This window comes from Amycolatopsis mongoliensis, assembly GCF_030285665.1.
In the GTDB taxonomy this organism is placed as follows: domain Bacteria; phylum Actinomycetota; class Actinomycetes; order Mycobacteriales; family Pseudonocardiaceae; genus Amycolatopsis; species Amycolatopsis mongoliensis.
In genome coordinates this window covers 6,867,951-6,893,767 of sequence record NZ_CP127295.1, presented here as the reverse complement: position 1 = coordinate 6,893,767, position 25,817 = coordinate 6,867,951, and the positions used below count along the sequence as shown (strand labels likewise).

Below are 25,817 nucleotides of genomic sequence, written 5' to 3'. Positions count from 1 at the left end.
GCCGACGAAGGTGGCGCTCACGCGTCCTCCTCGGTCGAGGCCAGCACGTCGGCCAGGTGCACCACGCGGACGCCGGACCGCTGCCGTGACAGCAGGCCGCCGAGGTGCAGCAGGCACGAGTTGTCGCCCGCGACGAGCACCTCCGCGCCGGTGTCCCGCACGTGCCGGGCCTTGTCCGCGCCCATGGCGGTGGACGTCCCGGCGTTCTTGACCGCGAAGGTGCCGCCGAAACCGCAGCACTCCTCGGCGGCGGGCAGCTCGACGAGGTCGAGCCCGCGCACCGCGCGCAACAGCTTCAGCGGCTTGTCGCCGACGCCGAGCATGCGCAGCGAATGGCAGGTCGGGTGGTAGGTGACGCGGTGCGGGAAGTAGGCGTTCACGTCGGTCACGCCGAGCACGTCGACGAGGAACTCGCTCAGCTCGTGGACCTTCGGCCCGGTTTCGGCCAGCCGGGGATCGCCGGCTCTTCGCGCGACGAGTCCGTGCTGGTGGCGCGCCGAGCCCGCGCAAGAACCGGACGGCGTGACGATGTGGTCGTAGCCCGCGAACGCGTGCGCGAAGGCACGCACCACCGGCACGGCCTCGTCGAGGTAGCCGGTGTTGACCATCGGCTGGCCGCAGCAGGTCTGGGCTTCCGGGAAGTCCGCGTCCACGCCGAGGCGGCGCAGCAGCCGGAACACCGCCTTGCCCGTGTCCGGGAAGAGGGAGTCGTTGATGCAGGTGACGAGCACGGCGACCTTCATGCGTGCCCTCCGGAATCGAAACGTTTCAAATCGTGTTCCGGGACGCTACTATGGGCCAGTTGACCAAGTCAACCGTCAGCCGACTCGGCGGATTTTCTACGTTTCAACGGTGTCGGAGCACGGCGGCTGTGAACCCGGCGGTCCCGGCGAGAGCAGTGCCCGTGTCCGCGGCGGGACGTCGCCGAGCCTGCCCGGCGACCGGAACCTCACCGGTTCAGACCAATTTCTCCCGGACTTGATCGAGCAAGCACCCGCGGCCCTACCGGAGGGACCCGATCACGGGTGATCCTGTCGGTTCCCGCCCCGGATCGACCGAGGGATGTGGTCATGAAGCTCTCCCGGTTCCTGTACCTCGCTTGCGTTTTCCTCCTCTTCGCCACGGTCACCGCCGGCACCGCGGAGGCCGGGCAGATCTCCTTGCGGGCAGCCGATCCCAGCGTGCTCCGGGTCGGCTCCACCTACGTCGCCGTGCAGTCGTCCGGGGGCGGGATCGTCGTGCGGCAAGCCGCGTCGACCGACGGCCTGGCCGGCGCGCCCGCCCGGCAGATCTGGTCGGACAGCCGCGGCCGCGGGGAGGTGTGGGCACCGGAGATCGTCACCGACGGCGGCCGGTTCTACGTCTACTTCTCGGCCGGAACCGGTGCGGCGCACCGGATGTACGTGATCAGCTCAGCCGTCGCCGACAGCGGCTACACGGCGGAGACCCAGCTGGCGCTGCCCGACGGCAAGTGGGCCATCGACGGCACGATGTTCACCTTCGGCGGGCAGCGGTGGTTCGTCTGGTCGGGCTGGGCCGGGGACACGAACGTCGAGCAGAACCTCTACCTCGCGCGGATGAGCACGCCGACCACCCCGGCCGGCGCGCGGTACGTCATCTCCCAGCCGCGGGAGAGCTGGGAACGCGTGGTGGGCAACCCGTACATCAACGAAGCGCCCGTGGCGATCAAGGACCCGAACGGCCAGCTGCACATCGCCTACTCGGCCAACGGCAGCTGGAGCGACCAGTACTGCGTCGCCGAGGTCCGCCTGCGCGCCGGCGGCGACCCGACGTACGTCTGGGACTGGTACAAGTCGAACGGCTGCCTCTTCGGCTCCCACCGCGAGACGATGATGGCCGGCTGGGACCCGACGCTCTACGTCGACGGGCCGGGCAGCCACAGCTTCGTCCTGCTCGACGGCGACATCGCGACGAGCCCGCCGGCCGGGCCGAAGTTCCCGCTGATGTTCCACGCCGTCCCCGAAGGCACGCCGTACTCGTGGGCCAACCGCTTCTGGTACACGGGAACCTTCTGCTGGTGGGGGTCGACGACCTACCACCGGGCCAACGTCCCCGGCGCGACCACCGACACCGGCTGGAGCCTCAAGTTCTTCGAATGAGCGAAAGGAACGGGCGCCGCCCCGGCCGTCAGCCGACGTCGCGGTCCATCGCCGCGAAGCGCGGCTGCCCTTCCTGGCCGATGTCGGGGACGCGGAGCACGCTCACCGCGCCGGCCACGCTGAGCACGGCGAGGCAGGCGAACATGGCGAGGAACCCGCCGGCCGCGAGCAGTGCCGGTGCCACGAAGGGCACGACCGCGACGGGCAGGGTGCTCGCGATGTTGAGCACGGCGAAGTCCTTCCCCGCCGATTCGGGATCGGGCAGCATGCGCAGGCAGAGAGCGAAGTCGGTGGCCAGGAAGGTGCCGTAGCCCAGCGACATGATCGCGGTGCCCAGGTACACCACCGGGATGCTGGGCGAGAGCGCCACCAGGACCAGCCCGGCGGCGAGCACGAGGCCGCCGGCGAGCACGAACGGCTTCTGCCGCCGGATCTTGTCGGAGAGCCAGCCGGTCAGCCAGGCGGTGACGGCGACACACGCGATCCCGATCAGGGTCAGCAGGAAGATCATGCCCGGGACCGCGCCGGCCGGGACGGCGAACCGCTGGGTGAACACGAAGGCCAGGTAGCTGTTGGAGGCCCACGCCGCGGTGATCAGGAAGCGCACCGCCCACGCCCAGCCGAACGCGGGGTGCTTGCGCGGGCTGACCCAGTACGAGCGCAGGATGATCGCCGGGCTGAGGCGCGGTTCGTCCGCCGGGGGCCGGTGCCGGGGATCACGCACGAGCAGGACGGCCATCAGCACGCCCGCCGCGCTCAGCACGCCGACCACGCCCCACTGCAGCCGGGGGACGGCCGGCATCGCGCTCACCACGGCGAAACCCAGGGCCGGACCGGCCAGGGCCACGAACGCCACCACGCCCGATGCCGCTCCCCGCCGCTCCGGAGCCACCTGGTCGGCGGCCAGCGCGGCGCTCGCCGCGAGCTGGAACATGACCAGCGCCGTGATGAGCGCCCAGCCCAGCGCCACCTGCCACACCTCGGTCGTCCAGCCCATGGTCGTCACCAGGATCGCCGCGCCGAGTCCACCGGTGAGGATCCAGGTGCGGCGCCGGCCGAACCGGGCGGCCGTGCGGTCGCTGACCCGGCCGCCGAGCGGGTTCGCCAGCAGCCCGACGAGCCCGCCGATCCCGGTCACCAGGCTGAACGCGGAGGTCGCCGCCGCGCCGGCGATCGCGGTGAGGTGGGTGACCAGCAGCAGGTTCATCGGCACCGCGATGCTGATGTAGCCGGCGGCGTTCGTGCCGACCAGTGCCCCGATGAGGCGCCGCTGGCCGGTGGTCCGGGTGACCGTCCCGGGGGCATCCGCCGCACTCTGCGGGACCACCGCCTCGGGGATCATCGCCGGCCTGCCGAAGCATCGACGATCTCGAAGATCGCGTCGCGCACGACCGCGGGGTTCTCCTGCGGGATGAGGTGCCCGGTCCCTTCGGCGACGACCACGCGCCCGGCCGGCACGGCGGCCATGAGCTCGGCCGCGACCCGGTTGAACAGCGGGCGTGCCTGGGCCATCCCGCGGTCGATCCGCCCGGCCTGCAGGCAGATTGTCGGCACGTCCGGAGTTCCCGCGGCCTGCAGACGCCGCATGGCCGGCAGCGCCGCAACGACCTGCGCCGCCTCGCGGCGCCCGGCGCGCATCGCCCGGGCGCAAGCGTAGTCGCGGACGATGACGTCCACATCGGACGCGGTGATGGCGCGGGACAGGTGCGGCACGGTGAGTTTCACGACCAGGTTCCGGCCGCTCAGGCGCGCGAGCACCGCCAGTACGCCGAACGACCAGGACAGGATCCGGGCGTCGCGGGCGCTGATGATCTCGGCGACGGTCGCGTCGACGAAGACCAGGCCGGCGACCCGGTGCGGATGGCGTTCGGCGAACAACCGGATGACGGGCCCGCCCCAGCTGTGCCCCACCAGGACGACGGGCCGGGTCTCACCGAGACCGTCGAGGAGTCCGGTGAGGTCGTCGGCGATCCGCTCGATCGTCCGGTCGTGCGGATCCGGGTCGCTCCCGCCGTAGCCCGCCCGGTCGTAGGCCACGGTGCGGGTGCGCGCGCTGACCTCGCGCTGGGTGTGCACCCACGACGCGGCCGGCGCGCTCATGCCCGCTTCGAACACGACCGCCGGCCCGTCCCCCTCGCCGGCGGTGACGGCCCGCAGCCGCCGCCCGCCGGGCAGCACGACGAACTGCTCGGTGAGCCCCTGACCGGGATCGAGGTGCCCCGGACCTCCCCCGGTGACCTGCGTGTGCGTTTTCATCAGGCGTGGCCTCTCAATCATCCCAGCAGGACGGGTGGACGTCGTTCCACGGAGCCGAACGTTCGAGTTGCGCGGCGACGGCGAGCAGCGAGGCGTCGGCACGCCGGCGTCCGACGAGCTGCACGCCGTACGGAAGCCCGTCGCGGCCGAGGTGCGACGGCAGGGAAACCGCGGGCTGGCCGGTCAGGTTGGCCCACGGCGTGGGGGCCGACCAGGCCAGCATCGCGTCGGCGATCGCCGCCACCCCGCCGGCCTGGAAGTGCCCGACCGGAACGGGCGGCCCGTTCGTCACCGGGGTCAGCGCGACGTCGAAGCTCTCGAGGGCCGTCAGGAAGGCGCTCGCGTAGCGCGCCAGCACCCGTTGCGCCGCAAAGAGATCGCTGCCGGACAGCGCTTTCCCTTCGGTGCAGAGGTATCGGGTGTAGGGCTGCAGCACTTCGCTGCGGCCCGGCGGGACCAGCGACTGCACCGCCGCGTGGACGGAAGAGGCGAACAGCGTGCGCAGCGCCAGGCGCACCGGCTCGTCACAACGGGCCGGGATCTGCACCTCGCGCACCTGGTGCCCCAGGTCCTGGAGCAGGGTCGCCGTCCGCTCCACGGCGCGGACCACCTCCGGGTGCTGTGGAAGGCCGCCCAGGCCGGAGTCCGTCCACACGGCGACGCGCAGCGGCCGCGCGGGCGGCCGCTCGACGGCGTCGGCGAAGCTGCCGTCCGCTCGCCAGCCGTCCGGGTCGCCGCTCCAGGGCTGCGCCATCACGTCCAGCAGCAGCGCGGCGTCCGCCACCGACCGGGCGATCGGCCCTTCGATGGTGGTGGCGGTGAGCGAGGACAACGGCACCGAGGAGCTGACCAGCCCCCGGCTGGGCTTCACGCCGACGAGGTGGCAGGTCGCCGCGGGCGTGCGGGTCGACCCGGCCCCGTCGCCCGCGTGCGCGAGCGGCACCAGCCCGGCGGCGACGGCTGCGGCCGCGCCGCCGCTGGAGCCGCTCGCGTAGCGCGTCAGGTCGTACGGGGTGACGGTCGGCCGCCCCGTCACGTCGGTGTCGGTGTAGCAGGTGGCGCCGAACTCCGCGGTGCTGGTCTTGCCGACGAGCGCCGCACCGGCCTGCCGCAGCAGTCCGACCGTCCAGGTGTCGGCAGGCGGGGTGAACGTGGCCAGCGCGGCGGAGCCGAAGGTCGTCCGCGCTCCCGCTGCCGGGTACAGATCCTTGATGGCCAAGGGAAGTCCCAGCAGCGGCGACCACTCCCCCCGTGCGATGCGCTGGTCCGCGCGGGCCGCTTCCTCGAGGGCGAGGTCCGGCGTGACGGTGGTGAAGGCGCCGAGCCCGCCGTCGAACTTCTCGATGCGGCCCAGGTAGTGCTCCGTCAGCTCCCGGGAGCTGACGTCGCCCGCGCGCAGGGATTCCCGTTGCGCCGCGGCGGAAAGCTCGTGCAGCCGGCCGCTCACGGAGCCACCGTGGTCCCGGTCAGCACACCGTGGGCCAAGGCGGCGAGGGCGTCGAGGTAGTCCGGCGTCAGCGGCCGGCGGGCGAGCATGCGGCGGTGCATCAGCGGCCCCTCGACCAGATCGCCCACGAGGGACAGGTCGGGAGGTTCGCCGATCTCGCCCCGCCGCACCGCCCGGGTGATGGCGTTGCGCAGCGGCGCACCTCGGCCCTCGGCCATCTTCCGGAAGGCGAGCTCGGCGTCGGGCTCGTGGTGCAGATCGGCGACGAGCCCCATGAGCCCGTCGATCCAGGACGAGGACCAGGACGCCGCGAAGTCCCCGACGATGGCCCTCAGATCCGAGCGGAGTGTCCCGGTGTCGGGGTCGGAAACGGGCGGCAGGTGTTCGGCGAGCACGTCGACGACGAGCTGCGCTTTGCTCGACCACCGCCGGTAGACGTCGGTGCGGTGCGCTTGGGCCTGCGCCGCGACTTCGGTCAGTTTCAGCGCGTCGTAACCCCGGCTCTGCAGCAGCGACCACGCCGCGGCCGAGAGCCGCTTTTCGAGATCGGGATCTCGGGGACGACCAGGCATACCGCCTCCATTACGCTACAAGTTGTAGTGTAATCAGGGTAGGTGTCGCCGGTCGCCTGCGCAAGGGCCGCCCGCGCACGGGGCACCGCGGCCTTGGCACGCCACGCATTCCGAAGAGGTCACTCGCCAGTGGCCGGGGACGCCGCGGCGCACGGCGGGGTGCCGGCCCGGTCGCAGACGATCTCCGCCCACACCGTCTTGCCGCCGGTGGCGTGGTCCAGGACGCCCCAGGCGGTGGCCAGCTTGTCCACGATCTGCATCCCGCGGCCCCCGGGGGTGTCCGGCGCGGGCGTGGTGATCACGGGGTGGTCGGGACAGCTGTCGTCCACTTCGATCCGCACCCGGCACGGCACCGGCGTGTGGCTCATCCGGACCCGCAACGGCCCTCGGCCGTGGTCGTAGGCGTTGGTCACCAGCTCGGTGGCCACCAGCAGGACGTCCCCCAGCTGGTCGTCCGCAATCCGGCCGAGGGTCCGGGCAGCCCAGCGCCGGACCTCCACGAGCGCCGGGACCGTGGTGCCGCGCAGGTCCAAGGACCACGGCACCGGCCCGTCCCCGGCTTCCCTGCCTTCGGGCACGACGACACCACCCGCTCCGCGCTCTCCGCCCTCGCTGCCGAAGACGTCCGCGCCCTGCGATTGCCCAGCCGTGGCGGATTCAACCATCGCCTCGGCTCGACGCGTCGCGGTCGCCCCGCGCGTCGGCACGACGCCGGGACGCGCCTACCCGCGCCCGGGCCCGATCGCGCCCACCAGGCGGGGAACGGTGACCCGCGTGTAGCGCCCGGTGCCGGCGGCCGCGTTGAGCTGCTCCGGCGCGGTCGCGGTGCCCCACCGGCCGGTCGTGATGCGCGTTTCGAGCGCGTGGAGGCCGGCGATCGTCTCCGCGGGCGCGAACGCGCAGTGCCCGGTGTTCTCGACGTAGGCCTGCCGCAGCAGGGGCCCGGCGCCCGCCGAGGCGACCTGCCGTGCGTACCAGTTCTCCTGCTCGACCGGCACGAGCTGGTCGGCGACGGTGTGCACGTCCAGTGCGGGCACCCGCAGTCGCCCGGTCGGCACCGAAGTCCGCGCGAGCGCCGCGACGGCGCCGGGGTCGGCCGTGATGTCCGCGTCCCGGCCGAGCTTCGCCAGATCGGCGTCGAGGTCGAGCCCCGCCCGCCGGTACAGCTCCCGGACCTGCCGGGCATGGGTGCTGCTGCCGAGCAGGGCCCGGTAGTCGGTGCCGCGGGTGGCAGCGCTGTTGCCGCCCGCGGCGAGCTCGATCTGCCGGCGGCCGGTCATGACGAAGCCCAGCACGAACCCGCTGAGCGCCTGTTCCTGGTGTGCCTCTTGGGTTTCGTAGTCCCCGGGCGCGGGCGCCGTGGCGCCGGTGTACCACACGGGCACGTTCATCAGCGCGGCGGCGAGCGCGATCCGCGCCCGGCCGGCGGGCGTGGCCTGGGCGGCGCTCGTGACCCCGGTGAGAGCCGCGGCCGCCGCGGCGGCTTCGTCCTGGCTGCCGTAGCGGACCAGCTTGATCTCCTGCCCGGGGGCGAGCAGGTGCGCGAGCGCGTACTCGCCGTGGAGCTGGTAGGCGTTGAGGTTCAGCGCCCCGGCGACCAGCCCGCAGGTCGTCAGCGCGCCGTCGATCCGGCGGTGCGGGTCCTCCGCCTCCCGGGCGCTGACCAGTCCGCCCATCGAGGTCCCCCACGCGATGGTGCGCTTCGCGGGGCCGATCTTCGCTTCGAGCGCGGACAGGGCGCCGAACTGGTCACCGACCGCGGACTCCAGCGCCCACCAGGACGGTCCCGAGTAGGACGAGCCGACGAGCGCGTAGCCCTCGGCGAGCAGCTGTCGTGCCGTCTCCGCGTCCGGCGCGTTCTGCGGCGCCAGCGGCCCGAACCCGTGGCTGTAGAGGATGATCGTGCCGTTCCACGGCGCCGGCACGTCCGCCACCCAGGTCGCGCCGTCGGCCAGCTGCCCGGTGTGGTGTCCCGGCTCGGCCGCCACCGCGGCCGGTGCGGCACCGATCGACAGCACCGCGGCGAAAACCAGCGCGGCGAGCTTGGTCCACCGCGTCACCGTTCGGCTCCGGTCAGCCGCGGCTCGGCCGGATCCGCCAGGTCGATCCGGTGGCTTTCGCGCAGGGCGAGCACGCACAAGACCGTGACGAGGCAGCAGGCCGCGATCGCCGCGGAGATCACGCCCGTGCCCGAGCCGGCCACCGAGGCGAACACCACGGGCCCGATGCCCGCGCCCAGCCCCGCGATCTGGTAGCCGAGGGACGCGCCGGTGTACCGGGTGCGGGTGGCGAACAGTTCCGTGTAGAGCGCGGCGAGCGGGCCGTACATCGCCGGGTGCGCGATCGACTGGCCCAGCACGACCGCGAGCGTCAGCAGCGCCGCCGAGCGGGTGTCGATCAGGGGGAACAGCAGGAATCCCACCACGGCGGTGGCCACCGCGCCGGCGATGACGACGGGACGGCGGCCGACGCGGTCGGACAACGCCGAGAAGCCGACGATGCCGAGCACCGCACCGACCGAGGACAGCGTGATCGCGTTGAGCACGGTCTGGCGCGCGAAGCCCGCGTGCACGGCGTAGGACAGGACATACGTGGTGAGCGTGCCCTGCGCGACGAAAGCGCCGAAGCCGACACCGATCGCCAGCAGCAGGTTCTTGGGGTGGCGGCGCAGCACCTCCAGCAGCGGTGCGCCCGCCGGCCGGCGCGTCGCGGCGAAGACCGGCGTTTCGTCGACCTTCAGCCGGATGAACAGGCCGATGGCCAGCAGCACGACGCTGAGCAGGAACGGCACGCGCCAGCCCCACGCCAGGAACTGCGCGTCGGTGGTCACCGCGCCCATGAGCGTGAGCAGCAGCGTGGAGACCACCATCCCGCTGGGCGCCCCGGCGTTGGTGAAGCTCGCCCACAGCCCGCGGCGGCTGGTCGCGTGCTCGGCCGACATCAGCACCGCGCCGCCCCACTCCCCGCCGACGGCGATGCCCTGCAGCACGCGGAGCAGGACCAGCAGCGCCGGTGCCCACAGCCCGATCTGCGCGTAGGTGGGCACCAGGCCGATCAGCGTGCTCGCGACGCCCATCATCGTCATGGTGATCACGAGCATCCGCTTGCGCCCCAGCAGATCGCCGAAGTGCCCGAAGACGATCCCGCCGATCGGCCGCGCGAGGTAGCCGGTGGCGAAGGTGCCGAGGCTGGCGATCGTCCCGACCACCGGATCCAGGTTGGAGAAGAACACCTTGCCGAAGACCACCGCCGAAGCCGTGGCGTAGAGCAGGAAGTCGTAGTACTCGATCACGCTGCCGAAGTAGCTGGAGAGCACCGCGCGGCGCAGCTGCGCCCGCGTCCGGGAGTTCTCTGTCATTGGTCCACCCGTCGCCGACCCCACGTGACCCGCGTCACGTCCAGGACGACGTTAAGCATATTCGTGATCGCAGTCAATACACTGCCCAATGTCAGGCTCGCCTATGCTCGCGACGTGAGTGATCTCGCCGTCTCGGAAGCCACCGAGGGCATCGGTGCCGAGTCACCGCGTCCCCAGGCGCTGCTGCTCGCGTTCTTCGGCGGCCACGTCCTCGGCCGCGGGATCCACGTCGCCACCGCGAGCGTGCTGGACGTGCTGGACCGCGCCGGGGTCTCCGAGCACGCCACCCGATCCACGCTGAGCCGCATGGCGCGACGCGGGCTGCTGCACCGGGTGCGCCGCGGCCGCCACGTCTACATCGGACTCACCGAGCGGTCGCGGGCCATCCTGCACGACGGCGAGCGGCGTATCTGGCGGGACGGCGTCGTCAACCGGCAGTGGGACGGCACCTGGACACTCCTCGGGTTCTCGATGCCCGAGTCGTGGCAGCGCCAGCGGCACGCCCTCCGCTCACGCCTGCTGTGGGCCGGTTTCGGCAGCCTCCAGAGCGGGCTGTGGATCGCGCCGGGCGAGGTGGACGTGCCCCCGCTGCTCGACGGCCTCGACGCCGACGGCCACGTGAAGGTGTTCCAGGGCCGGGCCTTGCCGCCCACGGAGGTCGCCGCGATCATCCAGGAGGCCTGGGACGTGGACCGGCTGGCCGGGCGCTACCGGGCGTTCCTGTCCCGCTGGCAGGACCCGCTCGCCCAGGCGCCGGACAGCCTCGCCCGGGACCTGCTCCTGGAGTCCGACTGGCTGCAGACCATCCGGCACGACCCACGCCTGCCCCGGGAACACCTGCCGGCGGGCTGGCCGGCCGAACCCGCCCAGGAGTTGTTCTTCGGCCTCAGCGCCGAGGCGAAGCCGGCCGCGCGCGCCACCGCGACCGAGGTGCTCGACACGATCACCGACGAGCAGGCCGACGAACTCTGACCCCGCGCCCTCAGCCCCGCTCGGCGAGTCGCGCGAGGTGCAGTTCGATCAGCTCGACGGCCTCCGGGCCGGTCCGGTGCCCGAGGAGGACCGCGTCGGCGAGGCCGGTCGTCAGCGCGAGGAGCAGGTCCGCTTCGCGACCGGAGTCCAGGCCCGCCGGGAACGCACCCCGCTCCTGCTCGGCTTCGACGAGTGCGGCCAGCCCCGCACGCAGCTGCTCGTACCCCGTCCGGAACCGGGCGGCGATCTCGTCGTCCTTGAACGCGCGCCAGAGGAACGCGGTGGCCACCAGCGCTTCCGTGCGACTGCCCTCGTCGAGGGGCAGCAGGGCCACCAGGACCGTCCGCAGGTCCGGCGGGGCGGTCGCGGTCCCGGCGGCGATCTGGCGCTCGACCTGGTCGCGCAGCGTCCGCACCGCGTAGCGCAGCATGGCGTCCTTGTTCGGGAAGTAGTGCTGCACCTGCCCCTTGGAGATGCCGGCGGCGGCCGCGACCTGGCTCAGGCTGACCGCCTCGAGACCCTCGTCGGCGGCGATGCGGCGGAGCGTCTCCGCGATCCGTCGCCGGCGTTCCTCGTGATCGACGACCTTCGGCACCCGCACACCCTTTCCAATACGATCGGATTGCAAACCGCCCGAACCCGCTTTACAATCCGATCGTATCGCGAAAAAGGGGGCGCCATGAAACTGGGCGGGTTCACCTCTCCTAGGGCCGAGAGGGAGTACGACGCCGTCTACGAGCGCGGGCTGGCCGCGTTGCCGGAGCGCACCGGGCAACGCGACGTCACGACCGCCTTCGGGACCGCACGGGTGTACCGGTTCGGCTCGGGTACGGCGACGCCGGCCGTGCTGCTGCCGGGCCGGGCCGGGACCGCGGTCATGTGGGAACCGAACCTCCGGGCGTGGCTGCGCCGCGGGCCCGTGTACGCCCTCGACCTGATCGGCGAACCGGGGCGCAGCAAGCAGACCGCGCCGATCCGCGACGGCGCCGACCAGGCGCGCTGGCTGACCTCCACCCTGGACGCTCTCGGGCACGAGAAGGTCCACCTCGTCGGGTATTCCTTCGGCGGCTGGCTCGCGGCCGACTACGCGATGCGCGCGGTGGAAAGGCTCGCGTCGTTGACACTGATCGACCCGGTCCGCACCTTCGGCGAACTGCCGGTGTCCCTGCTCTTCCGCACGACCCTCGCGCTGGTTCCCGGCGTCCGCCGCTGGGGACTGCCGGCCTTCGTGCGGTGGATCTCCGGCGGCGCCGAGGTCGCGCCCGGCGATCCCGTGGCGGCGGTCATCGAGGCGGGCATGCGCACCTACCGGATCGCGCTGCCGGCGCCGGAACTGCCGGCCGACGAGCGGCTCCGGTCGATCACGGTGCCCGTCCTCGCGCTGATCGCCGGTAAGAGCGCGATCCACGACGCGGGCAAGGCCGCCGCCCGCGCTCGCGCCCTGCTCCCCTGCGCACAGGTCGAAGTCTGGCCCGGCGCGACCCACGCCATCGCCGGCGAGTCGGCCGCCGCGGTCAACGAACGGGTGCTGGCGTTCCTCGACGAGGTGGACCGGACCACGACGACGCGGCCGTGAACCGGCGCACGGCACGACCGCGCCCCGCAGGACCCTGCTCCCCGCGAGGATCGACGAGCACCGATCGCCAGTCCAGCCGCGGCGCTTCGCAGGGCGGTCGACCGGGGACCCCGGGGGCAGGTGGACCGCGGGGAGACCCGGGGGCCGCTCGCTGGTCGGTGCGTGCGGGATCGGGGTCCCGCCGGGTGAGACGGGGTTCGAGTGCGCGGGCAGGCCGTTCGGGGCCTGCGGGTAGGAGTGCCACGGACCGCCGGCGTGATCCGGCACGGCCGGGTTCGGGTAGGTCGGGTGCGAACCGCGGTCGGGACGCGGGGGAATGTACTTGTCCTCGTGCGCGCCGGTGCCCGACGAGCTCTTCGAGCACTCGACCTGCCCGTAGCTACCGGCCTGCCGGTTGTAGTGCTTGTTGTCCGCGCCCTAAGCGGTCGGATCGGGGCCGAGGGCGCGGTCCAGCAGCTCGCCCAGCTGGTCGAGCTGGGCGGCCGACAGGTCCCGGAACGAAGACTCGGCGACGGCGTCCACGAGCTCCTGCCCCTCGGCGCGCAAGCGCGCCCCCTCTTCGGTGAGCCGGTGCCGCACGGCCCGGCCGGGCCCGGGAACCCGTTCGATCAGGCCCCGCTCGGCCATCCGCGCGGCGAGCGACCCGAAGGACTGGTCGGTCTGGAAGGTCAGCACCGCCAGGTCGTGCAGCGAGGCGTCCGGTTGGCGGTGCAGGTGCCGCAACGTGTCCCACTGCACGAGGGAAAGCCCCAGTGGCGCCAGTGCGCGGCTCAGCGCGCGGTGGTGGCGGTACTGCAGGCGCTTCACGGCCAGCGAGACATCGCCGGGGCGGTACTTCATGCGCACACCCTAACCGATCGAAGCCAGCTTGCTTATCTAAGGATCCTTATATAAGGTTCCTTAGGTAGCACTCCCGAGACCGAGAAGGAACCATGACGACTCTCCCCACGGCCGGCTCGCTCCGGCCCACCCGCACCGCAACCCACGCGCTCGGCCCGGTCGAGGTGACCCTCCAGGACCGCGACCGCACCCGGCCGTTCCTGCTCCTGCACGGCGGTGGCGGCGTCGCCACGATGGCCGGCTTCGCCGACCTGCTCGCCGAGCGCACGCACTCCCGGGTCCTGCTGCCCACGCACCCCGGCTTCGGCGGGACTCCGAAGGACGCGAGCCTGACCGGTGTCACCGAACTGGCGCGGACGTACGTCGCACTGCTGGAGGAGCTCGACCTCACCGACGTCACCGTGGTCGGCAACTCCTTCGGGGGCTGGCTGGCCGCCGAGATCGCCCTGCAGAAGAGCCCCCGGGTCAGCGGCGCGGTGATCATCGACGGTGTCGGCATCGAGGTCGAGGGGCACCCGATGACCGACGTCAGCGGCCTCTCCCCCGCCGAGCTCCGGGCGCACTCCTTCCACGACCCGGCCAAGGCGCCCGTCCCGCCGGGCGGCGGCACCGGGCCCAGCCCGGACGTCCGGGCGCTGATCGGCTACACCGGCCCGGCCATGGCCGACCCCGCGCTCGCCGGGCGGCTCGGCGAGATCGACCTCCCCGTGCACGTCGTCTGGGGCGAAAGCGACGGCATCGTCGGCCCGGAGTACGGGAAGGCCTACGCCGCCGCGATTCCGCTGTCGACGTTCACCCTGCTCCCCCGCACCGGCCACCTGCCGCAGGTCGAGACGCCCGAAGAGCTGCTGGGCGCGCTGCTCGACCTCGGCAACTGACCTCAGGAGAACCAGCATGAGCACTTCGTTGAGCGTGACCCGGATCGGGCACGCCTGCCAGCTGATCGAGATCGGCGGGATCCGCGTCCTGACCGATCCGTGGTTCACCCAGACCGCGATCTACTACCAGGGCGAACCGGTCACCTCGACCGTCGAAGCCCTGGGCCGCGTCGACGCGGTCGTGGTCAGCCACGAGCACTACGACCACTGCGACCTCGACGCCCTCGTCGCCGGCGGCTTCGACCTCACCACCCCGCTGGTCGGCCCGGGCACGGTCGCGACCCTCGCGCGGGACAAGGGGTTCCGGGACGTCCGCGTCGTCGAGGCGTGGGAAGCCACCACGGTCGGCGACCTCACCGTGACGGCGACGCCGGGCAAGCACGGCGTCCACGAAGTCACCTTCGTCCTCCAGGCCGGCGGCCGCACCGTCTTCTTCGGCGGCGACTCGCTGCGGGTCCCGGAGCTGGACACCATCCCGGACCGGTTCGGCCCGGTGGACCTGGCCATCCTGCCGACGAACGGCCTGTGCATCCGGCCGATGAACCTCGCGCAGGTGGTCATGGACGCCGAGGAAGCGGCCGGGCTGACCGCCGCGCTGAAGCCGACCTTGGCCGTGCCGCACCACTACGCCTTCCACAGCGGCCGCCTGGGCGACCGGATGATCACCAAGGGCGACCGGGACCCGCGGCACTACGCCGACGCGGTCGCGCGGCTCGCCCCGGAGGTCGACGTCCGCCTCACCCTGCCCGGGACGACGGTGGTGGTCCCGTGAGCGACCGGCGGTTCATGCCCGAGGTCGGCGACGACCTCCCGCCCGGCGAGCGGCCGATGGTGGCCGTCGTCCGGGCGATCCCGGGCCACGAGGACCGGCTCGCCGCCGCCATCGCGGTGCTCACCACCGCGGTGCGGCGCGAGCCCGGGTGCCTGGAGTTCCGGTCGTTCCGGGACGTCGCAGACCCGGGGACGTTCCACCTGTACGAGATCTACGCCGACACCGACGCGTTCCGGGCGCACCTCGCGACCGGCCACGTCGCGACCTTCTTCACCGAGCTGGAGCGGCACAGCACCGCCGACGCCGGCGCGCTGACCCAGCTCGTCGAGCTGCCCGCCGCCGGCTCCCCGTAAGGGGCCCGAGGACCAGCGCCGCGAGACGGCTGGGCGAGTTACCCGGACGGCAAGCCTTTTCTCCAGGGGCCTCCACGGTTACACTTCGCCGGGCATTGGGAGCGCTCCCAGACCGGACCTGGATGGCAACGACGCTGTGAGGGACCCTGATGAAACCGAGCACCCTGCCGAGCGCAGATCACGCCGCCGGAGCGGAAAACCCGTCTCGTACCCCGAGGGCGGCCCGCGCCCGAGGCACAGCGATCACCAGCGGTGTCGCGGCGGCGGCACTCGTCCTGGCCGTCACCACCCTCGCCGGCGAGGGCCGGGCGCAGGCCGCTTCCTCGCCGTTCTACGTCGATCCCGGCACCGGCGCGGCCCAGTGGGTCGCGGCGAACCCCGGGGACTCCCGCGCCGCGGTCATCCGCGACCGCATCGCGGCGGTGCCCCAGGCGAGGTGGTTCACCACGACGAACACCGGCACGGTGCGCGGTGAGGTGGACACCTTCGTCGGGGCCGCCGCCGCGGCGGGGAAGATCCCGATCATGGTCGTCTACGACATCCCCAACCGCGACTGCGGCGGGGCGAGCGGCGGGGGCGCGCCCTCGCACGAGGCTTATCGCGCGTGGGTCGACCAGGTCGCGGCCGGGCTGGCCGGCCGGCCCGCGGTCATCGTGCTCGAGCCCGACGTCCTGGCGATCATGACGAACTGCCAGTCCGCCGACCAGCAGGCCCAGACCAAGGCGTCGCTCTCCTACGCGGGCAAGAAGCTCAAGGCCGGTTCGACGCAGGCGAAGGTGTACTTCGACATCGGCCACTCGGCGTGGCTGGCCCCCGCCGAGGCCGCCGCACGGCTGAAGTCCGCGGACGTCTCGGCCAGCGCCGACGGCATCTCCACCAACGTGTCCAACTACCGCTGGACCGCCGACGAGATCGCCTACGACAAGTCGGTGCTGAACGCGGTGGGCGACTCCCGCCTCCGCGCGGTGATCGACACCAGCCGCAACGGCAACGGCCCGGCGGGCAGCGAATGGTGCGATCCCGCCGGGCGCGCCATCGGCACGCCGAGCACCGACCAGACCGCGGACGGCCAGATCGCCGCGTACCTGTGGATCAAGCTGCCGGGCGAGGCGGACGGCTGCATCGCCGCGGCGGGCCAGTTCGTGCCCCAGCGCGCGTACGACCTGGCCGTCGCGGCCGGCCCGGCGCCGACCACTTCGGTCACCCCGACGACCGGCACCACGAGCACCCCGGCGACCAGCCCGACCTCGCCGGTGCCCGGCGCCTGCAAGGTCACGCACCGGGTGGTCAGCTCCTGGCCCACCGGCTACACCGGCGAGATCGTCCTCGAGAACCGCGGAGCGGCCATCGACCACTGGACGCTCACGTTCTCCGCGCCCGGAGTGACCGTCGGCCAGGGGTGGAACGGCACCTGGACCGACACCGGTGACCTCGTGAAGGTCGAGAACGTGTCCTGGAACGGCGCGCTCGCCACCGGGGCCACCGCGACCATCGGCTACAACGCGAGTTACAGCGGCGGCACGCCACCGTTCCTCACCCCGGCGGTGAACGGGGTGTCCTGCGCCTGACCCGAACCGCGGTCAGGCGGTGGTGCGTCGCTTGAACCGGCTCAAGCCCGCGTCGACGGCCAGGAACACCGGCAGGCTGGCGCCGAGCACCGGCAGCAGCCAGGCCAGGACCGCGGCTCCGAGCAGGACGGTGATCAGTGACCACCCGCGCAGCTGCCGCCAGACCGGACGCGGCAGTGACGTCCACCGTCCCCGGTAGGGGTTGTGGATCCACCACATGCGGTACCCGAGTGCGAGCAGCACGAGGGTGGCGGCCGCGAGCGCCGCGAGGACGATCTGGTTGGCGAGCCCGAACAGGGTGCCGGTGTGGAACTCGGTGCCGAGGGTGCCGAGTTTCGCCACCGGCGAGTAGTCGTTCCAGCCGATCCGCTCGGTCACCTCCGCCGTGTAGGGATCGATGGCGACGGCGCCCCGGTGGATCGGCAGTCCTTCCGAGACCTCCGTGACGGTGAAGGGCGCTCCCGGCACCGACGGCGGGACCACGGCCAGCTCGCCGCGCAACCCCGCGGCCCGCGCGGCCGCCGCCGCGCGGTCGACTCCGATCGGCCGGGCACCGGGCGGGACCGGCACCGGCGTCGCGGCGAGCACCGGCGCTCGCAGGTGAAGCGGGTCGGTCGCGCCGTCGGCGCGGCCGCCCGCGAACTGGCTCATGGCGAGCCCGGTGACGCCGACGAGCAGGAGGCCCACGGCCAGCCACAGCCCGAGGGAGCCGTGCACCGCGCGCAACCGCGTCCACCCCGTCTTGTCCCCGGTGGACGGCAGGAGCACGTCGCGCAGGCGGCGTTTGCGGCGCGTGCGGGCGAGCCACAGGGCCAGGCCCCCGGCGATGATCAGCGGCAGCCAGCTCGCGGCGAGCTCGGCGTAGAGCCGGCCCGGGGGGCCCAGGTGCAGGTTGCCGTGCAGCTGGCGCAGCCACGTGTTGGCGGGCAGCCGGTCCTCGACCGTGGTCAGCTCGCCGTTGATCAGCGCGGTGTACGGGTCGACGAACACCGTGCGGTCCGACGTGCCGGCGAGGCCGGGGACCGACAGCACGACCCGGGTGGTGCGGTCCGCGGCCGGCGGGGTGAGGACCGACTTGAGCGTGGCCTCCGGGTGCGCGGTGAGCGCCGCCCGGACCTGCTCGGCGAGCGGGCGCGGCGCGTCCCCGACCTCGTTCACGTGCAGGTCGGTCCGGTAGAGGCTGTCGTGGATCTGGGGGCTGAACACGTAGACGAGCCCGGTCAGGCACAGCACGGCGAGGAAGGGCGCGACGACGAGCCCGGCGAGGAAGTGCAGCCGCCGGGAAACGAGCTGCAGGACGGTGCTCAGCCGCGGCGAGGGCGACGGCCGGGGGGCGCGGTGCGCGGGGGCGGTGGGGGCGGTGGACAAGGCGGCTCCTGGGCGGCTGGGTGAAACTTTCATCGCACGTCGATGGGCTGCTTGACCGTTTGCGTGCTCCCGTCCGCGGCCCGCAGGGTCAGCGCGAGGTCCCACCGGCCGGGTTCGGGCACGGTCGCCTGCCCCGTCCAGTAGCCGGGTCCGGCGCGGTCCACGGGCACCGGCGTCGTCCGGTCGCCGCGGACGAGCGCGGCGGTCACCGTGGTGTCCACCCGGTGCGGGCCGAGGAGCGAAACACGCGCGTCGAGCCGGTCGGCGACGGGGATGAGGACCAGGTCCACCGAGCCCTGCCCGGCCGGCTTGCCGGTGTCGTACGCGAGCCGCGTCGGCGCGACCTGCTGCCGGATCGCGGCCGGGGCCTGGCCGGCCGCGCCCTGCGCGTGGGCGTTCCCGGCGGGGTCGAGCGCGAGCAGCGCCGCGGTGGCGACGACGATCACCGAGACCAGCCCCGCGACGCCCGCGACCCGGCGGTTGAACCGGCGCTGCCGCGCGACCGGCCCGGCCACCCGGTGCGCGCTGAGCCAGGCGAAGGCCGCGAGCACCGAAGCCAGCACGAGCGCGCCGGCCGGGTACCAGCCGAAGCGGTGCGCACCCCAGGCCTGGACGGCCCCGGCCACGACGAGCAGCCCGGCGCACGCCAGCAGCGGCCGGACGAACCGCGACACGGTGTCCCGGTCACGCGCGACCGGCAACCGGAACACCAGCAGGCCGGCCACCGGCAGGGCGAGCGCGACGAGGAGGACGACGTCCACGCAGAGCGCGAGCGGCGTCGGCGCACCGGGCGCACGCGGATCGGCCAGCGTCCAGGTGGCGAGCACGGCCGTCGCGCAGCCCAGCACCCCCGCCCCGCGCAGCCGGCGCTCACCGGCGGTCGCCGCGGGCGGGCTCGTCATCAGCCACGCGAGGCCGAGCGTGACGGGGACGAGCACGAAGAGCCGGGCGAGCAGCGCTCCCCCCACCACGGAACCGACGGCGTCCGACAGCAGCCGGGGGTCGAACGCGTCGCGCACCGGCACCCACGCCGCGTACGGCCCGAACGACACCAGGGCGACGAGCGTGCCTCCGGTCACCAGCCACCAGGCGGTTTTGACCAGCCGGCGGGCCGAGCGCGTCCGCGCCGCGGCGGGCCCGATCGCCGCGACGAAGAACGCCACGCCGGCGAGCACCACCATGGCCACGATCGCCACCGTCCGTGCCGCCAGGTGCACGACGACGAGCACGGGGTCGCGCGTCGTCTCGATCTCGGGTACCCCGTCGGGCTTGATCGGGTACGACACGTCGAACGTGAAGGAGCCACTGATGGGTTCCAGCCGGCTCGAGGGCAAGGTCCACGCCACCGCGTACGTGCCTTCGTGGCGTTCTGCCGGCATTCGCACGGAGATCGTGTCCTCGCGGCCGTCGGGGTGGACCGGGCGCTCGAAGACGACCTGGCTGCCGTCGGGGTCGAGGATGCGCACGGTGGCCAGGGCGGCCGGGACCGGCCGGTCGAAGGTCAGCGCGACGGTGTCGGGCGACTTGACCACTTCGGTGCTGCCGGGAGAGGTCGTCACGAGCACCGGGTCCCCGGTCGCCGCCGGGGTCGTCGCGAGCAGGACGCCCCAGCACGCGGCGACCAGGACCACGAGCGCGACGAGCCGCCCGGCCACGCCGCGCCGGCGGGCGACCGTGCCGCGGGGACGCTCCCGCACGGCCGTCATTCGGCACCCACCGGGGACTCGGGGCGTTCGGCTTCGGGGTGCGGGGCCGCCTCGGCCGACGCGCGGCGGCGAGCCCGGTATCCAACGACCGCGACGATGACGAAGGCGAGTCCGACCGCGCCCCACAGCACGGCGAACGAGGGTCCGCCGATGCCCCCGCCACCCTGCGGCGCGGCCTGCTCGCCGGGAGCGTCGACGCCGTCGGCCCGGACGGGCCCCGCGGACCCGGCCTCGGCGGCGGGAGCGGCGGGGCCGGTCCCGAAGGTGATCGCCGGAGCGGGCGAGGTCGTCGCGTTCCAGTGCGCGACCGCTCCGTTGGCGAAGGCCTGCGTAGCTTCGAACAGCAACCGCCCGTCGGCGGGCAGCGGGCCCATGGTGACGAGGAACTGTTCGAACTGCCTCGGCGCGACCGCGCCGCCTTCGAGCACGAGGCTGCCCGCGACCTCGCTGATCGTCTTGCCGCCGACCTCGATCGGGCGGTCGAGCGGCCGCGGGCGGACGGTGGCGGTCCAGCCCCGCGCGGGAGCGACCTTGACGTACGCGACGGGCGGGGTCTGCGGGAAGACCAGCTCGAGCCGGGTGGAGTTCGTGTCGGTTCGCTCGTTGGCCAGCCGGAAGGCGAAGGTCTGCGTGCCACCACCGGCGACTCGATCGGGCACTATGGACACTTGGGCCACGGCGGGCGCCGACGACGCCAGCACGCCGAGCACGGCCGCGAGCAACGTGAACAGGGTGCGGGAAAAAGCTTTCCGGCGGTGCGACATGGGAGTCTCCTGAGCGGAGTGGTCCGGGGCAGGGAACAGCCCGGCCCCGGACCACGATCGCGTGCGTGTCAGCAGGTGGACTGGTCGATGGGGTTGAGCTGCCGGCAGGTCAACTGCGACCGCCAGCTCCCCTGGTTCTGCTGCGCCCATCCGTTGTAGACCAGCGGAACGGCCAGCACTCCCTGGCCGCCGTAGCCGGCCTTGCCGGCGATCGAACCGTCCATCTTGGTCGTCGCCGTCGGGTTCAGCGTCAGCTGGCCCGCCACCTTCGCGTCGTCGATGGCACCGTCGCCGTTCGGGTCGACGTCGATGATCTGCATGACGTTGGAGAACTTGTTCGACACGTAGGCGTAGTAGCCACCACCCTTCTTGGCACCGAAGTTGATGCCGTGGCAGCCCGCGGTGCACGGCAGGTCCTTGACGACCTTGTCCGTCCTCGGGTCGATGACCGTGACCGTCTGGGACAGCACGTTCGCCGCGAGCATCGCCTTGCCGTCCGGGCTCACCGGCAGCTGGATCGTCAGCCCGCCGAACGGCGCAGCGCTCTTCGGGCCGTCCTGCGGGCTGTAGTTCGCCCACAGGTCGATCGTCTTGCTGTGCACCTTCTCCCCGTTGTTCACACAGGCGTCCTGCGCGAGCGAAACGCAGGTGATCGATTCGCCGAGGAAGTCCGCCGTGTAGAACTTCGAGGAGTCCGGGGTCATGCTCGAGGCGATCGGGAACTGGCCCGTCGGCTCGGTCCGGACCGTGCCCGTCGGCATGTCGATCACCGACGCGTTGTTGGTCAGCACGTTCGGGGTGACGACCGTCTTCCCGTCCGAACTGGTCCAGTGCGCGTGCGGGTGCCGGACCTCGCCGGTCGGGCTGACCGTGATCTTGCGGAGCACGTTGGTGCCGCCGGGCGCCAGTTCGACGACCTCGTTGCCGGCGTTGATGCCGATGACGAGCTTGTCGCTGCCCGGCTCCGTCATCACGTGCGCCGGGTTCTGGCCGACCTGCGTCGACCGGACGAACTCACCCGTCACCCGGTCGAACACGTCCACCTTGTTGGAGAACCATTCGGTCTGGTACAGGTACTTGTAGTCCTTGTCGGTCCACATGTTGTGCGGGTTGTTCATGTTGATCGACGGGGCGCCGATCTTGCGGTCGACCGTCCAGTTGGTGACGTCGACCTTCGTCGCCGAGCCGACCGCCTTCTTGCCGGCCCACTCCTCGACCTCGGTGTCGACCCACACCTCGCCGACCCCCGGCGTCGCCGGGAGCTGGTTGCCCTTCGACAGCGTCTTCGGGTACGAGAACTTCTTGTTGAAGTAGGCGTCCAGGTTGGGGATCAGCACCGGGTTGCCCGCGGCGTCGTACTGCAGGATCGGCACCGGCGGCTGGATCGCGTCGAAGGTGTTCTCCGCGTCCGGCTTGAACTGCTGCCAGTTGTTCGGGTTGGTGATGTTGAAGAACGTGTTCACCAGCCGGTTGACGATGTCGGAGTTGGTCGGGACGACGAGGTTGCGCGAGTTGACCATCGAGGCCTTGCCGAAGTCGAGCCCGATGGTGAGCGGGTCGTCGACCACCACCGCGCCGAGCATGTACGGCGTGACCATGTCGGTGAACGCGTACAGCCCGGGCTCGGTCAGCTGGACCGACCGCTGGCCGAAGAACGCGCCGCTGGGGTTGTCGTACGGGAAGCCCTGCGCCCCTTCGGGAGCGATCAGGCCCATCGGGTCGCGGGCACCGGTCGACTCCTTCGGGTCGACCACGAAGTTCACCGTCACGGGCGGGCCCTTGACCGCGAACTGGGCGAGGTCGTTGAGGGCCCCCTGCAGGTCGAGGCCGACCGGCAGGGAGTTGAGGTTCACCGGCTTGTCCGCCGGGAGCGCCGAAAGCCCCTGCGCGAACTGCCCGAGCAGCCCGGCCGCCTTGGTCGCCGCCGGGGCGGCCTTCGGGTTGGACGCCCCGATCGACTGGACCGCCGACAGCGTGCTGTCGAGGTTCAGCGCCTTCCACAGCTGGCTGCCGAGCGAACCGAGCACCGGGACCTGGCCGACGACGTTCTGCAGCAGGTTGCCCGCCGCGCCGACGAGGTCGGAGTTGAGGAGGCTGGTGAGCTCGCCTCCGGTCGTGAGGCCGCCCAGCGTGCCGAGGCGGGGCATCTCCGCCACGGCCAGCGACTGGTCACCGAACAGGTTCAGCCCGGAGTCGAACCACTTGCCGTTGTCGTCCTTCATGTGGAACGTGATCGGCACGGGACCGACCCCGATGGGCTGCTGCGCCGAGGCCGGAACCGCGGCCACGGCGGAGGCGCCGAGGGTGACGACAGCGAGGGCGACCACCGCCTTCGCGCGCCGCCGCCTGGTGCGGGCTCCTGGCGGAGCTTCTGGGGACATGGGCTTCCTTTCTGTATCTGTTCGACCCGGCGGAAAAACGGACCGTCCGGACAGGGGGAAAGTGAATCACGAACACCGCGGGGCGCACCGATTTCTCCCGTTAACGGGAAGTGAAATATTCCGGGTTCGAAATTGCTTCCCGCGGTGAAGAAAAGAGTCGAATAAAGGACGTCCGGACTTTGCGTTGAATACTTCCCGGCGCTGCTTCCCGGTCAGCCGAGCAAGCCCAGCACGGTGCAGAGCAGCGGTCCCAGCAATCCGCTCGAATCGCATTCCGGAGCGGGGGGCACGGGGACGGGATCGGTCGGCGGAGGCTCCGGCGGTGGCGCCGAGGGGGGCTCCGGCGAGGACGGGACGGGAGGCGCGGACGGCGGCAGCGAGGACGGATCTCCCGGCGGCGGCGGGGATTCCCCGGTCGGAACCGGGTAGTCGGATGCACCCGGCGGAGACCCGGCCGACGGGACGGGCCCGATCACGACCGGCGGCAAGGGAGCGGTGGGCCCCGGTCCGGGTACCGCTTGGGGTGAGGTCGGGAGCGGTGGCGCGGAGGACGGGTCAGGCGGGGTGACCGGTTCGCCGGACGGGGGTGCCGGCCGCGGGGCCGCGACCTCGGTCGCCCGCGGCCGCTGCTCGTCCCCGAGGCCACCGGCCACCGTCCACAAGGCCCAGCCGCAGGACGCGGCGGCCAGCAGGACCGCCGCCCAGGTACCGATTTTCTTCATCGTCTCACGCATTTCAGAGGTCCAGCACCAGCTTCCGGCCGCAGGCGCGGGACACGCAGATCATCATCGTCGCGTTCGCGTCCCGCTCTTCCCGGGTGAGCAGGGAGTCGCGGTGGTCGGCCGTCCCGTCCAGCACCGGCGTCTCGCACGTGCCGCAGGTGCCTTCGCGGCACGACGACAGCACCGGCAGCCCGGCGTCTTCCGCCACTTCGAGAATCGACCGGTCGGCGGGCACCGTCAGCGTCAGCCCCGACCGGGCGCACTCGACGTCGAACCCGGTCGCGGCACCGGTGATCTCCTTGGGGAAAACCGCTCCACGTGGAGTCCGAGGCCCGGAAGGCCGGCGCAGACCTCCTCGGCGAGGGCCAGGAGCGGCTCGGGCCCGCAGCAGTAGACCGCGGTGCCGGCGAACGCGGCTCCCAGCACCCCGCGCACGTTGGGCAAGCCGGCTTCGTCCTGCGGCCACACCACCACCCGGTCGCCGTACTTCCGCCGCAGCTGCGCGGCGAAGGCCATCGTCGAGCGCGACCGCCCGCCGTACAGCAGCTGCCAGTCGGCGCCACTCGCATCGGCGGCCGCCATCATCGGCAGGAACGGGGTGATGCCGATCCCGCCCGCGATGAAGAGGTACCGCTCGGCACCCACGAACGGGAAGTTGTTGCGGGGAGCGCTGATCCGGACCCGTTCGCCCGGGAGCAGCACGTCGTGCACGAAAGCGGAACCGCCGCGCCCGGCGCGTTCGCGCAGCACGGCGACCTCGAGCACCGAGCGGTCGCCGGGGTCGCCGCACAGCGAGTACTGGCGGACGATGTCCGGTCGCAGCAGCAGGTCCACGTGCGCGCCCGGAGCCCACGGGGGCAGCTGCTCCCCGGCGGGGTGGCGGAACACCAGCCGGACGACGCCGTCGGCGATCGTCTCCTTGTGCGCCAGCAGCACTTCGAGGTCGATGTCGGCCGAAGGAAGGGTGTTGACGGTCATGGCTCTCCCAGTTTTCCGCGTCGGTTCGGAAACAAGTCAAACCACCGCCGGAAACAGCGGCATGGCTGGGAAATGAACTCCTTGTATCGCGGATTTCACGACGCGCGGCGACAGCGGTGAACTTTTCCGCGGCCCGGATTCGGGCTGTGGCCAAATACTACTCGGTTGCGGCGGCGCCGCAAGAAGGGAAAGTCGTCGGTTCGGCAAAATGCTCCTCCCACCGCGGTGCGGCGATGCCGGGTTTCACTCTCGAAGCCGGTCAGTCGAGCGCGAAGCGCACCGACAGCCGGCCGGGCCGGGGTTCCGGCCACGCCCGCAGGATGTCGTCGTGCTGGACGGGCCACTCGCGGACGACGACGTTGAGCCCCCGGCCGAACTGGTCGGTCAGCCGCGTCAGGAACTCGTCCGTCTGCCGGGAGTCGAAGGGCCCTCGTTGCGCTCGGAAGAACACCATCCCGCGATGGGACAGGGCGAGCAGCAGGTTGACGTCGCCGTAGTGGTCACGGAACCCCGTCAGCAGGTTGTGCCGGCCGGCGACCGGTCCGCCCCGCGGATCGGCCGGCGCGTGCGGCCGCGTCCAGGCCAGCCAGAGGACCTCGGCGTCGGCGATCCACTCGTTGCCGGAACGCGGTTCTCGCGGGCGGGCCGACAGCACCCGGCTGCGCCGCATCTCCACCAGCCGGCGTTCCTCGACCAGCCCCCAGCGGGCCAGGTACTGGGACACCGTCGGCGAGCTGATCAGGATGCCGAACTCCCGGCGGACCAGTTCCGCGATCGCCTGCCGGGTCCAGAGGCGCTGCGGCAGCCCGCAGTCCTCGGGCGGCCCGTCCACGATCGTCCGCACGACCCACGCCTGCTGCGCGGCGGACAGCGCGAACTGCTCACCGGGGCGCCGTCCCCGGCGCCGCGGCCGGAACGCCTCGTCGCCCTTGCGCTGGTAAGCCGCGACCCACGCACCGACGGTCTTCCGGGAGACACCGAACAGGCGCGCGACCTCCGCCCTCGTCACTCCCGCTTCGACGGCGGCGACCGCCCGGCGGCGGAGGGCTTCGAGAGCATCGGCGGAGAGGCTGCGCGCATCATGACCGGTCACGTTCAAGTCCCGAATGGTGACACCTGTGCTGTTCGTGGGAAATTTCCTTTCGTGAACGGGATGTCACCGCTCGTCCCTCCTGCGCGGAAACTC

22 protein-coding genes and 1 pseudogene are annotated in these 25,817 nt (G+C 72.4%); 7 read left to right on the top strand and 16 right to left on the bottom strand.

Annotation, left to right across the window (positions count from 1 at the left end; all coding sequences use genetic code 11):
* Window positions 1–17 precede the first annotated feature (17 nt).
* On the bottom strand, window positions 18–743 hold the full coding sequence (locus QRX60_RS33090) for a (Fe-S)-binding protein (protein WP_285995357.1): 726 nt from the start codon (window positions 741–743) through the stop codon (window positions 18–20).
* A gap of 327 nt (window positions 744–1,070) precedes the next feature.
* Here QRX60_RS33090 and QRX60_RS33085 point away from each other — a divergent pair, with 327 nt between their 5' ends.
* A complete protein-coding gene (locus QRX60_RS33085; RefSeq protein ID WP_285995356.1) occupies window positions 1,071–2,120 on the top strand; it encodes a glycoside hydrolase family 43 protein in 1,050 nt (349 codons plus the stop codon).
* A 28-nt stretch (window positions 2,121–2,148) separates the two neighbouring features.
* Here the strand turns inward: QRX60_RS33085 and QRX60_RS33080 are convergent, their stop codons facing one another.
* From QRX60_RS33080 to QRX60_RS33050, 7 genes are all read right to left on the bottom strand, one after another.
* Window positions 2,149–3,462, bottom strand: a complete 1,314-nt coding sequence (locus QRX60_RS33080) for an MFS transporter (protein WP_285995355.1) — start codon at window positions 3,460–3,462, stop codon at window positions 2,149–2,151.
* Complete coding sequence (locus QRX60_RS33075) at window positions 3,459–4,376, bottom strand: alpha/beta fold hydrolase (protein WP_285995354.1); 918 nt, start codon at window positions 4,374–4,376, stop codon at window positions 3,459–3,461. The genes QRX60_RS33080 and QRX60_RS33075 overlap by 4 nt, the downstream gene beginning before the upstream one ends.
* Before the next feature lie 13 nt (window positions 4,377–4,389).
* Complete coding sequence (locus QRX60_RS33070) at window positions 4,390–5,823, bottom strand: amidase (RefSeq protein WP_285995353.1); 1,434 nt, start codon at window positions 5,821–5,823, stop codon at window positions 4,390–4,392.
* Entirely contained in the window at window positions 5,820–6,395 is a 576-nt protein-coding gene (locus QRX60_RS33065) for a TetR/AcrR family transcriptional regulator (protein WP_285995352.1), read from the bottom strand. Before QRX60_RS33065 ends, QRX60_RS33070 begins: the two co-directional genes overlap by 4 nt.
* A 119-nt stretch (window positions 6,396–6,514) precedes the next feature.
* Window positions 6,515–6,973, bottom strand: a complete 459-nt coding sequence (locus tag QRX60_RS33060; protein ID WP_285995351.1) for an ATP-binding protein — start codon at window positions 6,971–6,973, stop codon at window positions 6,515–6,517.
* Window positions 6,974–7,117: 144 nt separating this feature from the next.
* Window positions 7,118–8,455, bottom strand: coding sequence for an alpha/beta fold hydrolase (locus QRX60_RS33055; protein ID WP_285995350.1), 1,338 nt, complete (start codon window positions 8,453–8,455; stop codon window positions 7,118–7,120).
* On the bottom strand, window positions 8,452–9,753 hold the full coding sequence (locus QRX60_RS33050) for an MFS transporter (RefSeq protein ID WP_285995349.1): 1,302 nt from the start codon (window positions 9,751–9,753) through the stop codon (window positions 8,452–8,454). Before QRX60_RS33050 ends, QRX60_RS33055 begins: the two co-directional genes overlap by 4 nt.
* 114 nt (window positions 9,754–9,867) lie before the next feature.
* On the opposite strand from QRX60_RS33050, the gene QRX60_RS33045 reads away from it, so the two are divergent.
* Window positions 9,868–10,725, top strand: coding sequence for a PaaX family transcriptional regulator (locus tag QRX60_RS33045; RefSeq protein WP_285995348.1), 858 nt, complete (start codon window positions 9,868–9,870; stop codon window positions 10,723–10,725).
* Between the two features lie 10 nt (window positions 10,726–10,735).
* Here the strand turns inward: QRX60_RS33045 and QRX60_RS33040 are convergent, their stop codons facing one another.
* On the bottom strand, window positions 10,736–11,320 hold the full coding sequence (locus QRX60_RS33040) for a TetR/AcrR family transcriptional regulator (protein ID WP_285995347.1): 585 nt from the start codon (window positions 11,318–11,320) through the stop codon (window positions 10,736–10,738).
* A 159-nt stretch (window positions 11,321–11,479) separates the two neighbouring features.
* Here QRX60_RS33040 and QRX60_RS33035 point away from each other — a divergent pair, with 159 nt between their 5' ends.
* Window positions 11,480–12,301, top strand: coding sequence for an alpha/beta fold hydrolase (locus tag QRX60_RS33035; protein WP_332845789.1), 822 nt, complete (start codon window positions 11,480–11,482; stop codon window positions 12,299–12,301).
* Window positions 12,302–12,718: 417 nt separating this feature from the next.
* On the opposite strand, the gene QRX60_RS33030 is transcribed toward QRX60_RS33035, so the two are convergent.
* Window positions 12,719–13,141 (bottom strand): MarR family winged helix-turn-helix transcriptional regulator, encoded by a 423-nt coding sequence (locus QRX60_RS33030; RefSeq protein ID WP_285995345.1) that lies wholly within the window; start codon window positions 13,139–13,141, stop codon window positions 12,719–12,721.
* Window positions 13,142–13,233: 92 nt separating this feature from the next.
* Here QRX60_RS33030 and QRX60_RS33025 point away from each other — a divergent pair, with 92 nt between their 5' ends.
* From QRX60_RS33025 to QRX60_RS33010, 4 genes are all read left to right on the top strand, one after another.
* The gene (locus QRX60_RS33025) at window positions 13,234–14,019 is read left to right on the top strand and encodes an alpha/beta fold hydrolase (RefSeq protein ID WP_285995344.1); all 786 of its coding nucleotides are present in this window, start codon (window positions 13,234–13,236) and stop codon (window positions 14,017–14,019) included.
* Window positions 14,020–14,035: 16 nt separating this feature from the next.
* Window positions 14,036–14,791 (top strand): MBL fold metallo-hydrolase, encoded by a 756-nt coding sequence (locus tag QRX60_RS33020; RefSeq protein ID WP_285995343.1) that lies wholly within the window; start codon window positions 14,036–14,038, stop codon window positions 14,789–14,791.
* Window positions 14,788–15,144, top strand: coding sequence for a putative quinol monooxygenase (locus QRX60_RS33015; RefSeq protein ID WP_285995342.1), 357 nt, complete (start codon window positions 14,788–14,790; stop codon window positions 15,142–15,144). The genes QRX60_RS33020 and QRX60_RS33015 overlap by 4 nt, the downstream gene beginning before the upstream one ends.
* 149 nt (window positions 15,145–15,293) lie before the next feature.
* Window positions 15,294–16,712 (top strand): glycoside hydrolase family 6 protein, encoded by a 1,419-nt coding sequence (locus QRX60_RS33010; RefSeq protein ID WP_285995341.1) that lies wholly within the window; start codon window positions 15,294–15,296, stop codon window positions 16,710–16,712.
* A gap of 12 nt (window positions 16,713–16,724) precedes the next feature.
* Here the strand turns inward: QRX60_RS33010 and QRX60_RS33005 are convergent, their stop codons facing one another.
* From QRX60_RS33005 to QRX60_RS32980, 6 genes and pseudogenes are all read right to left on the bottom strand, one after another.
* Window positions 16,725–18,080 carry a PepSY-associated TM helix domain-containing protein gene (locus QRX60_RS33005; protein ID WP_285995340.1) on the bottom strand — a complete coding sequence of 452 codons (1,356 nt, stop codon included), beginning with the start codon at window positions 18,078–18,080 and terminating at the stop codon, window positions 16,725–16,727.
* 29 nt (window positions 18,081–18,109) lie between these two features.
* The gene (locus QRX60_RS33000; protein ID WP_285995339.1) at window positions 18,110–19,786 is read right to left on the bottom strand and encodes a copper resistance CopC family protein; all 1,677 of its coding nucleotides are present in this window, start codon (window positions 19,784–19,786) and stop codon (window positions 18,110–18,112) included.
* Window positions 19,783–20,550 carry a DUF1775 domain-containing protein gene (locus tag QRX60_RS32995; protein ID WP_285995338.1) on the bottom strand — a complete coding sequence of 256 codons (768 nt, stop codon included), beginning with the start codon at window positions 20,548–20,550 and terminating at the stop codon, window positions 19,783–19,785. The genes QRX60_RS33000 and QRX60_RS32995 overlap by 4 nt, the downstream gene beginning before the upstream one ends.
* Before the next feature lie 68 nt (window positions 20,551–20,618).
* Window positions 20,619–22,931, bottom strand: a complete 2,313-nt coding sequence (locus QRX60_RS32990; RefSeq protein ID WP_285995337.1) for a YncE family protein — start codon at window positions 22,929–22,931, stop codon at window positions 20,619–20,621.
* A gap of 735 nt (window positions 22,932–23,666) precedes the next feature.
* A pseudogene (locus tag QRX60_RS32985) lies at window positions 23,667–24,631 on the bottom strand (PDR/VanB family oxidoreductase).
* A gap of 259 nt (window positions 24,632–24,890) precedes the next feature.
* Entirely contained in the window at window positions 24,891–25,724 is an 834-nt protein-coding gene (locus QRX60_RS32980) for a helix-turn-helix domain-containing protein (RefSeq protein WP_286003748.1), read from the bottom strand.
* Between the last annotated feature and the right edge of the window lie 93 nt (window positions 25,725–25,817).

Coding starts and splice junctions, on each gene's coding strand:
- QRX60_RS33020 (WP_285995343.1), top strand. CDS start 14,036: ATGAGCACTTCGTTGAGCGTGACCCGGATCGGGCACGCCTGCCAGCTG.
- QRX60_RS33085 (WP_285995356.1), top strand. CDS start 1,071: ATGAAGCTCTCCCGGTTCCTGTACCTCGCTTGCGTTTTCCTCCTCTTC.
- QRX60_RS33050 (WP_285995349.1), bottom strand. CDS start 9,753: ATGACAGAGAACTCCCGGACGCGGGCGCAGCTGCGCCGCGCGGTGCTC.
- QRX60_RS33030 (WP_285995345.1), bottom strand. CDS start 13,141: ATGAAGTACCGCCCCGGCGATGTCTCGCTGGCCGTGAAGCGCCTGCAG.
- QRX60_RS33025 (WP_285995344.1), top strand. CDS start 13,234: ATGACGACTCTCCCCACGGCCGGCTCGCTCCGGCCCACCCGCACCGCA.
- QRX60_RS33010 (WP_285995341.1), top strand. CDS start 15,294: ATGAAACCGAGCACCCTGCCGAGCGCAGATCACGCCGCCGGAGCGGAA.
- QRX60_RS33000 (WP_285995339.1), bottom strand. CDS start 19,786: ATGACGGCCGTGCGGGAGCGTCCCCGCGGCACGGTCGCCCGCCGGCGC.
- QRX60_RS33080 (WP_285995355.1), bottom strand. CDS start 3,462: ATGATCCCCGAGGCGGTGGTCCCGCAGAGTGCGGCGGATGCCCCCGGG.
- QRX60_RS33075 (WP_285995354.1), bottom strand. CDS start 4,376: ATGAAAACGCACACGCAGGTCACCGGGGGAGGTCCGGGGCACCTCGAT.
- QRX60_RS32990 (WP_285995337.1), bottom strand. CDS start 22,931: ATGTCCCCAGAAGCTCCGCCAGGAGCCCGCACCAGGCGGCGGCGCGCG.
- QRX60_RS32995 (WP_285995338.1), bottom strand. CDS start 20,550: ATGTCGCACCGCCGGAAAGCTTTTTCCCGCACCCTGTTCACGTTGCTC.
- QRX60_RS33065 (WP_285995352.1), bottom strand. CDS start 6,395: ATGCCTGGTCGTCCCCGAGATCCCGATCTCGAAAAGCGGCTCTCGGCC.
- QRX60_RS33090 (WP_285995357.1), bottom strand. CDS start 743: ATGAAGGTCGCCGTGCTCGTCACCTGCATCAACGACTCCCTCTTCCCG.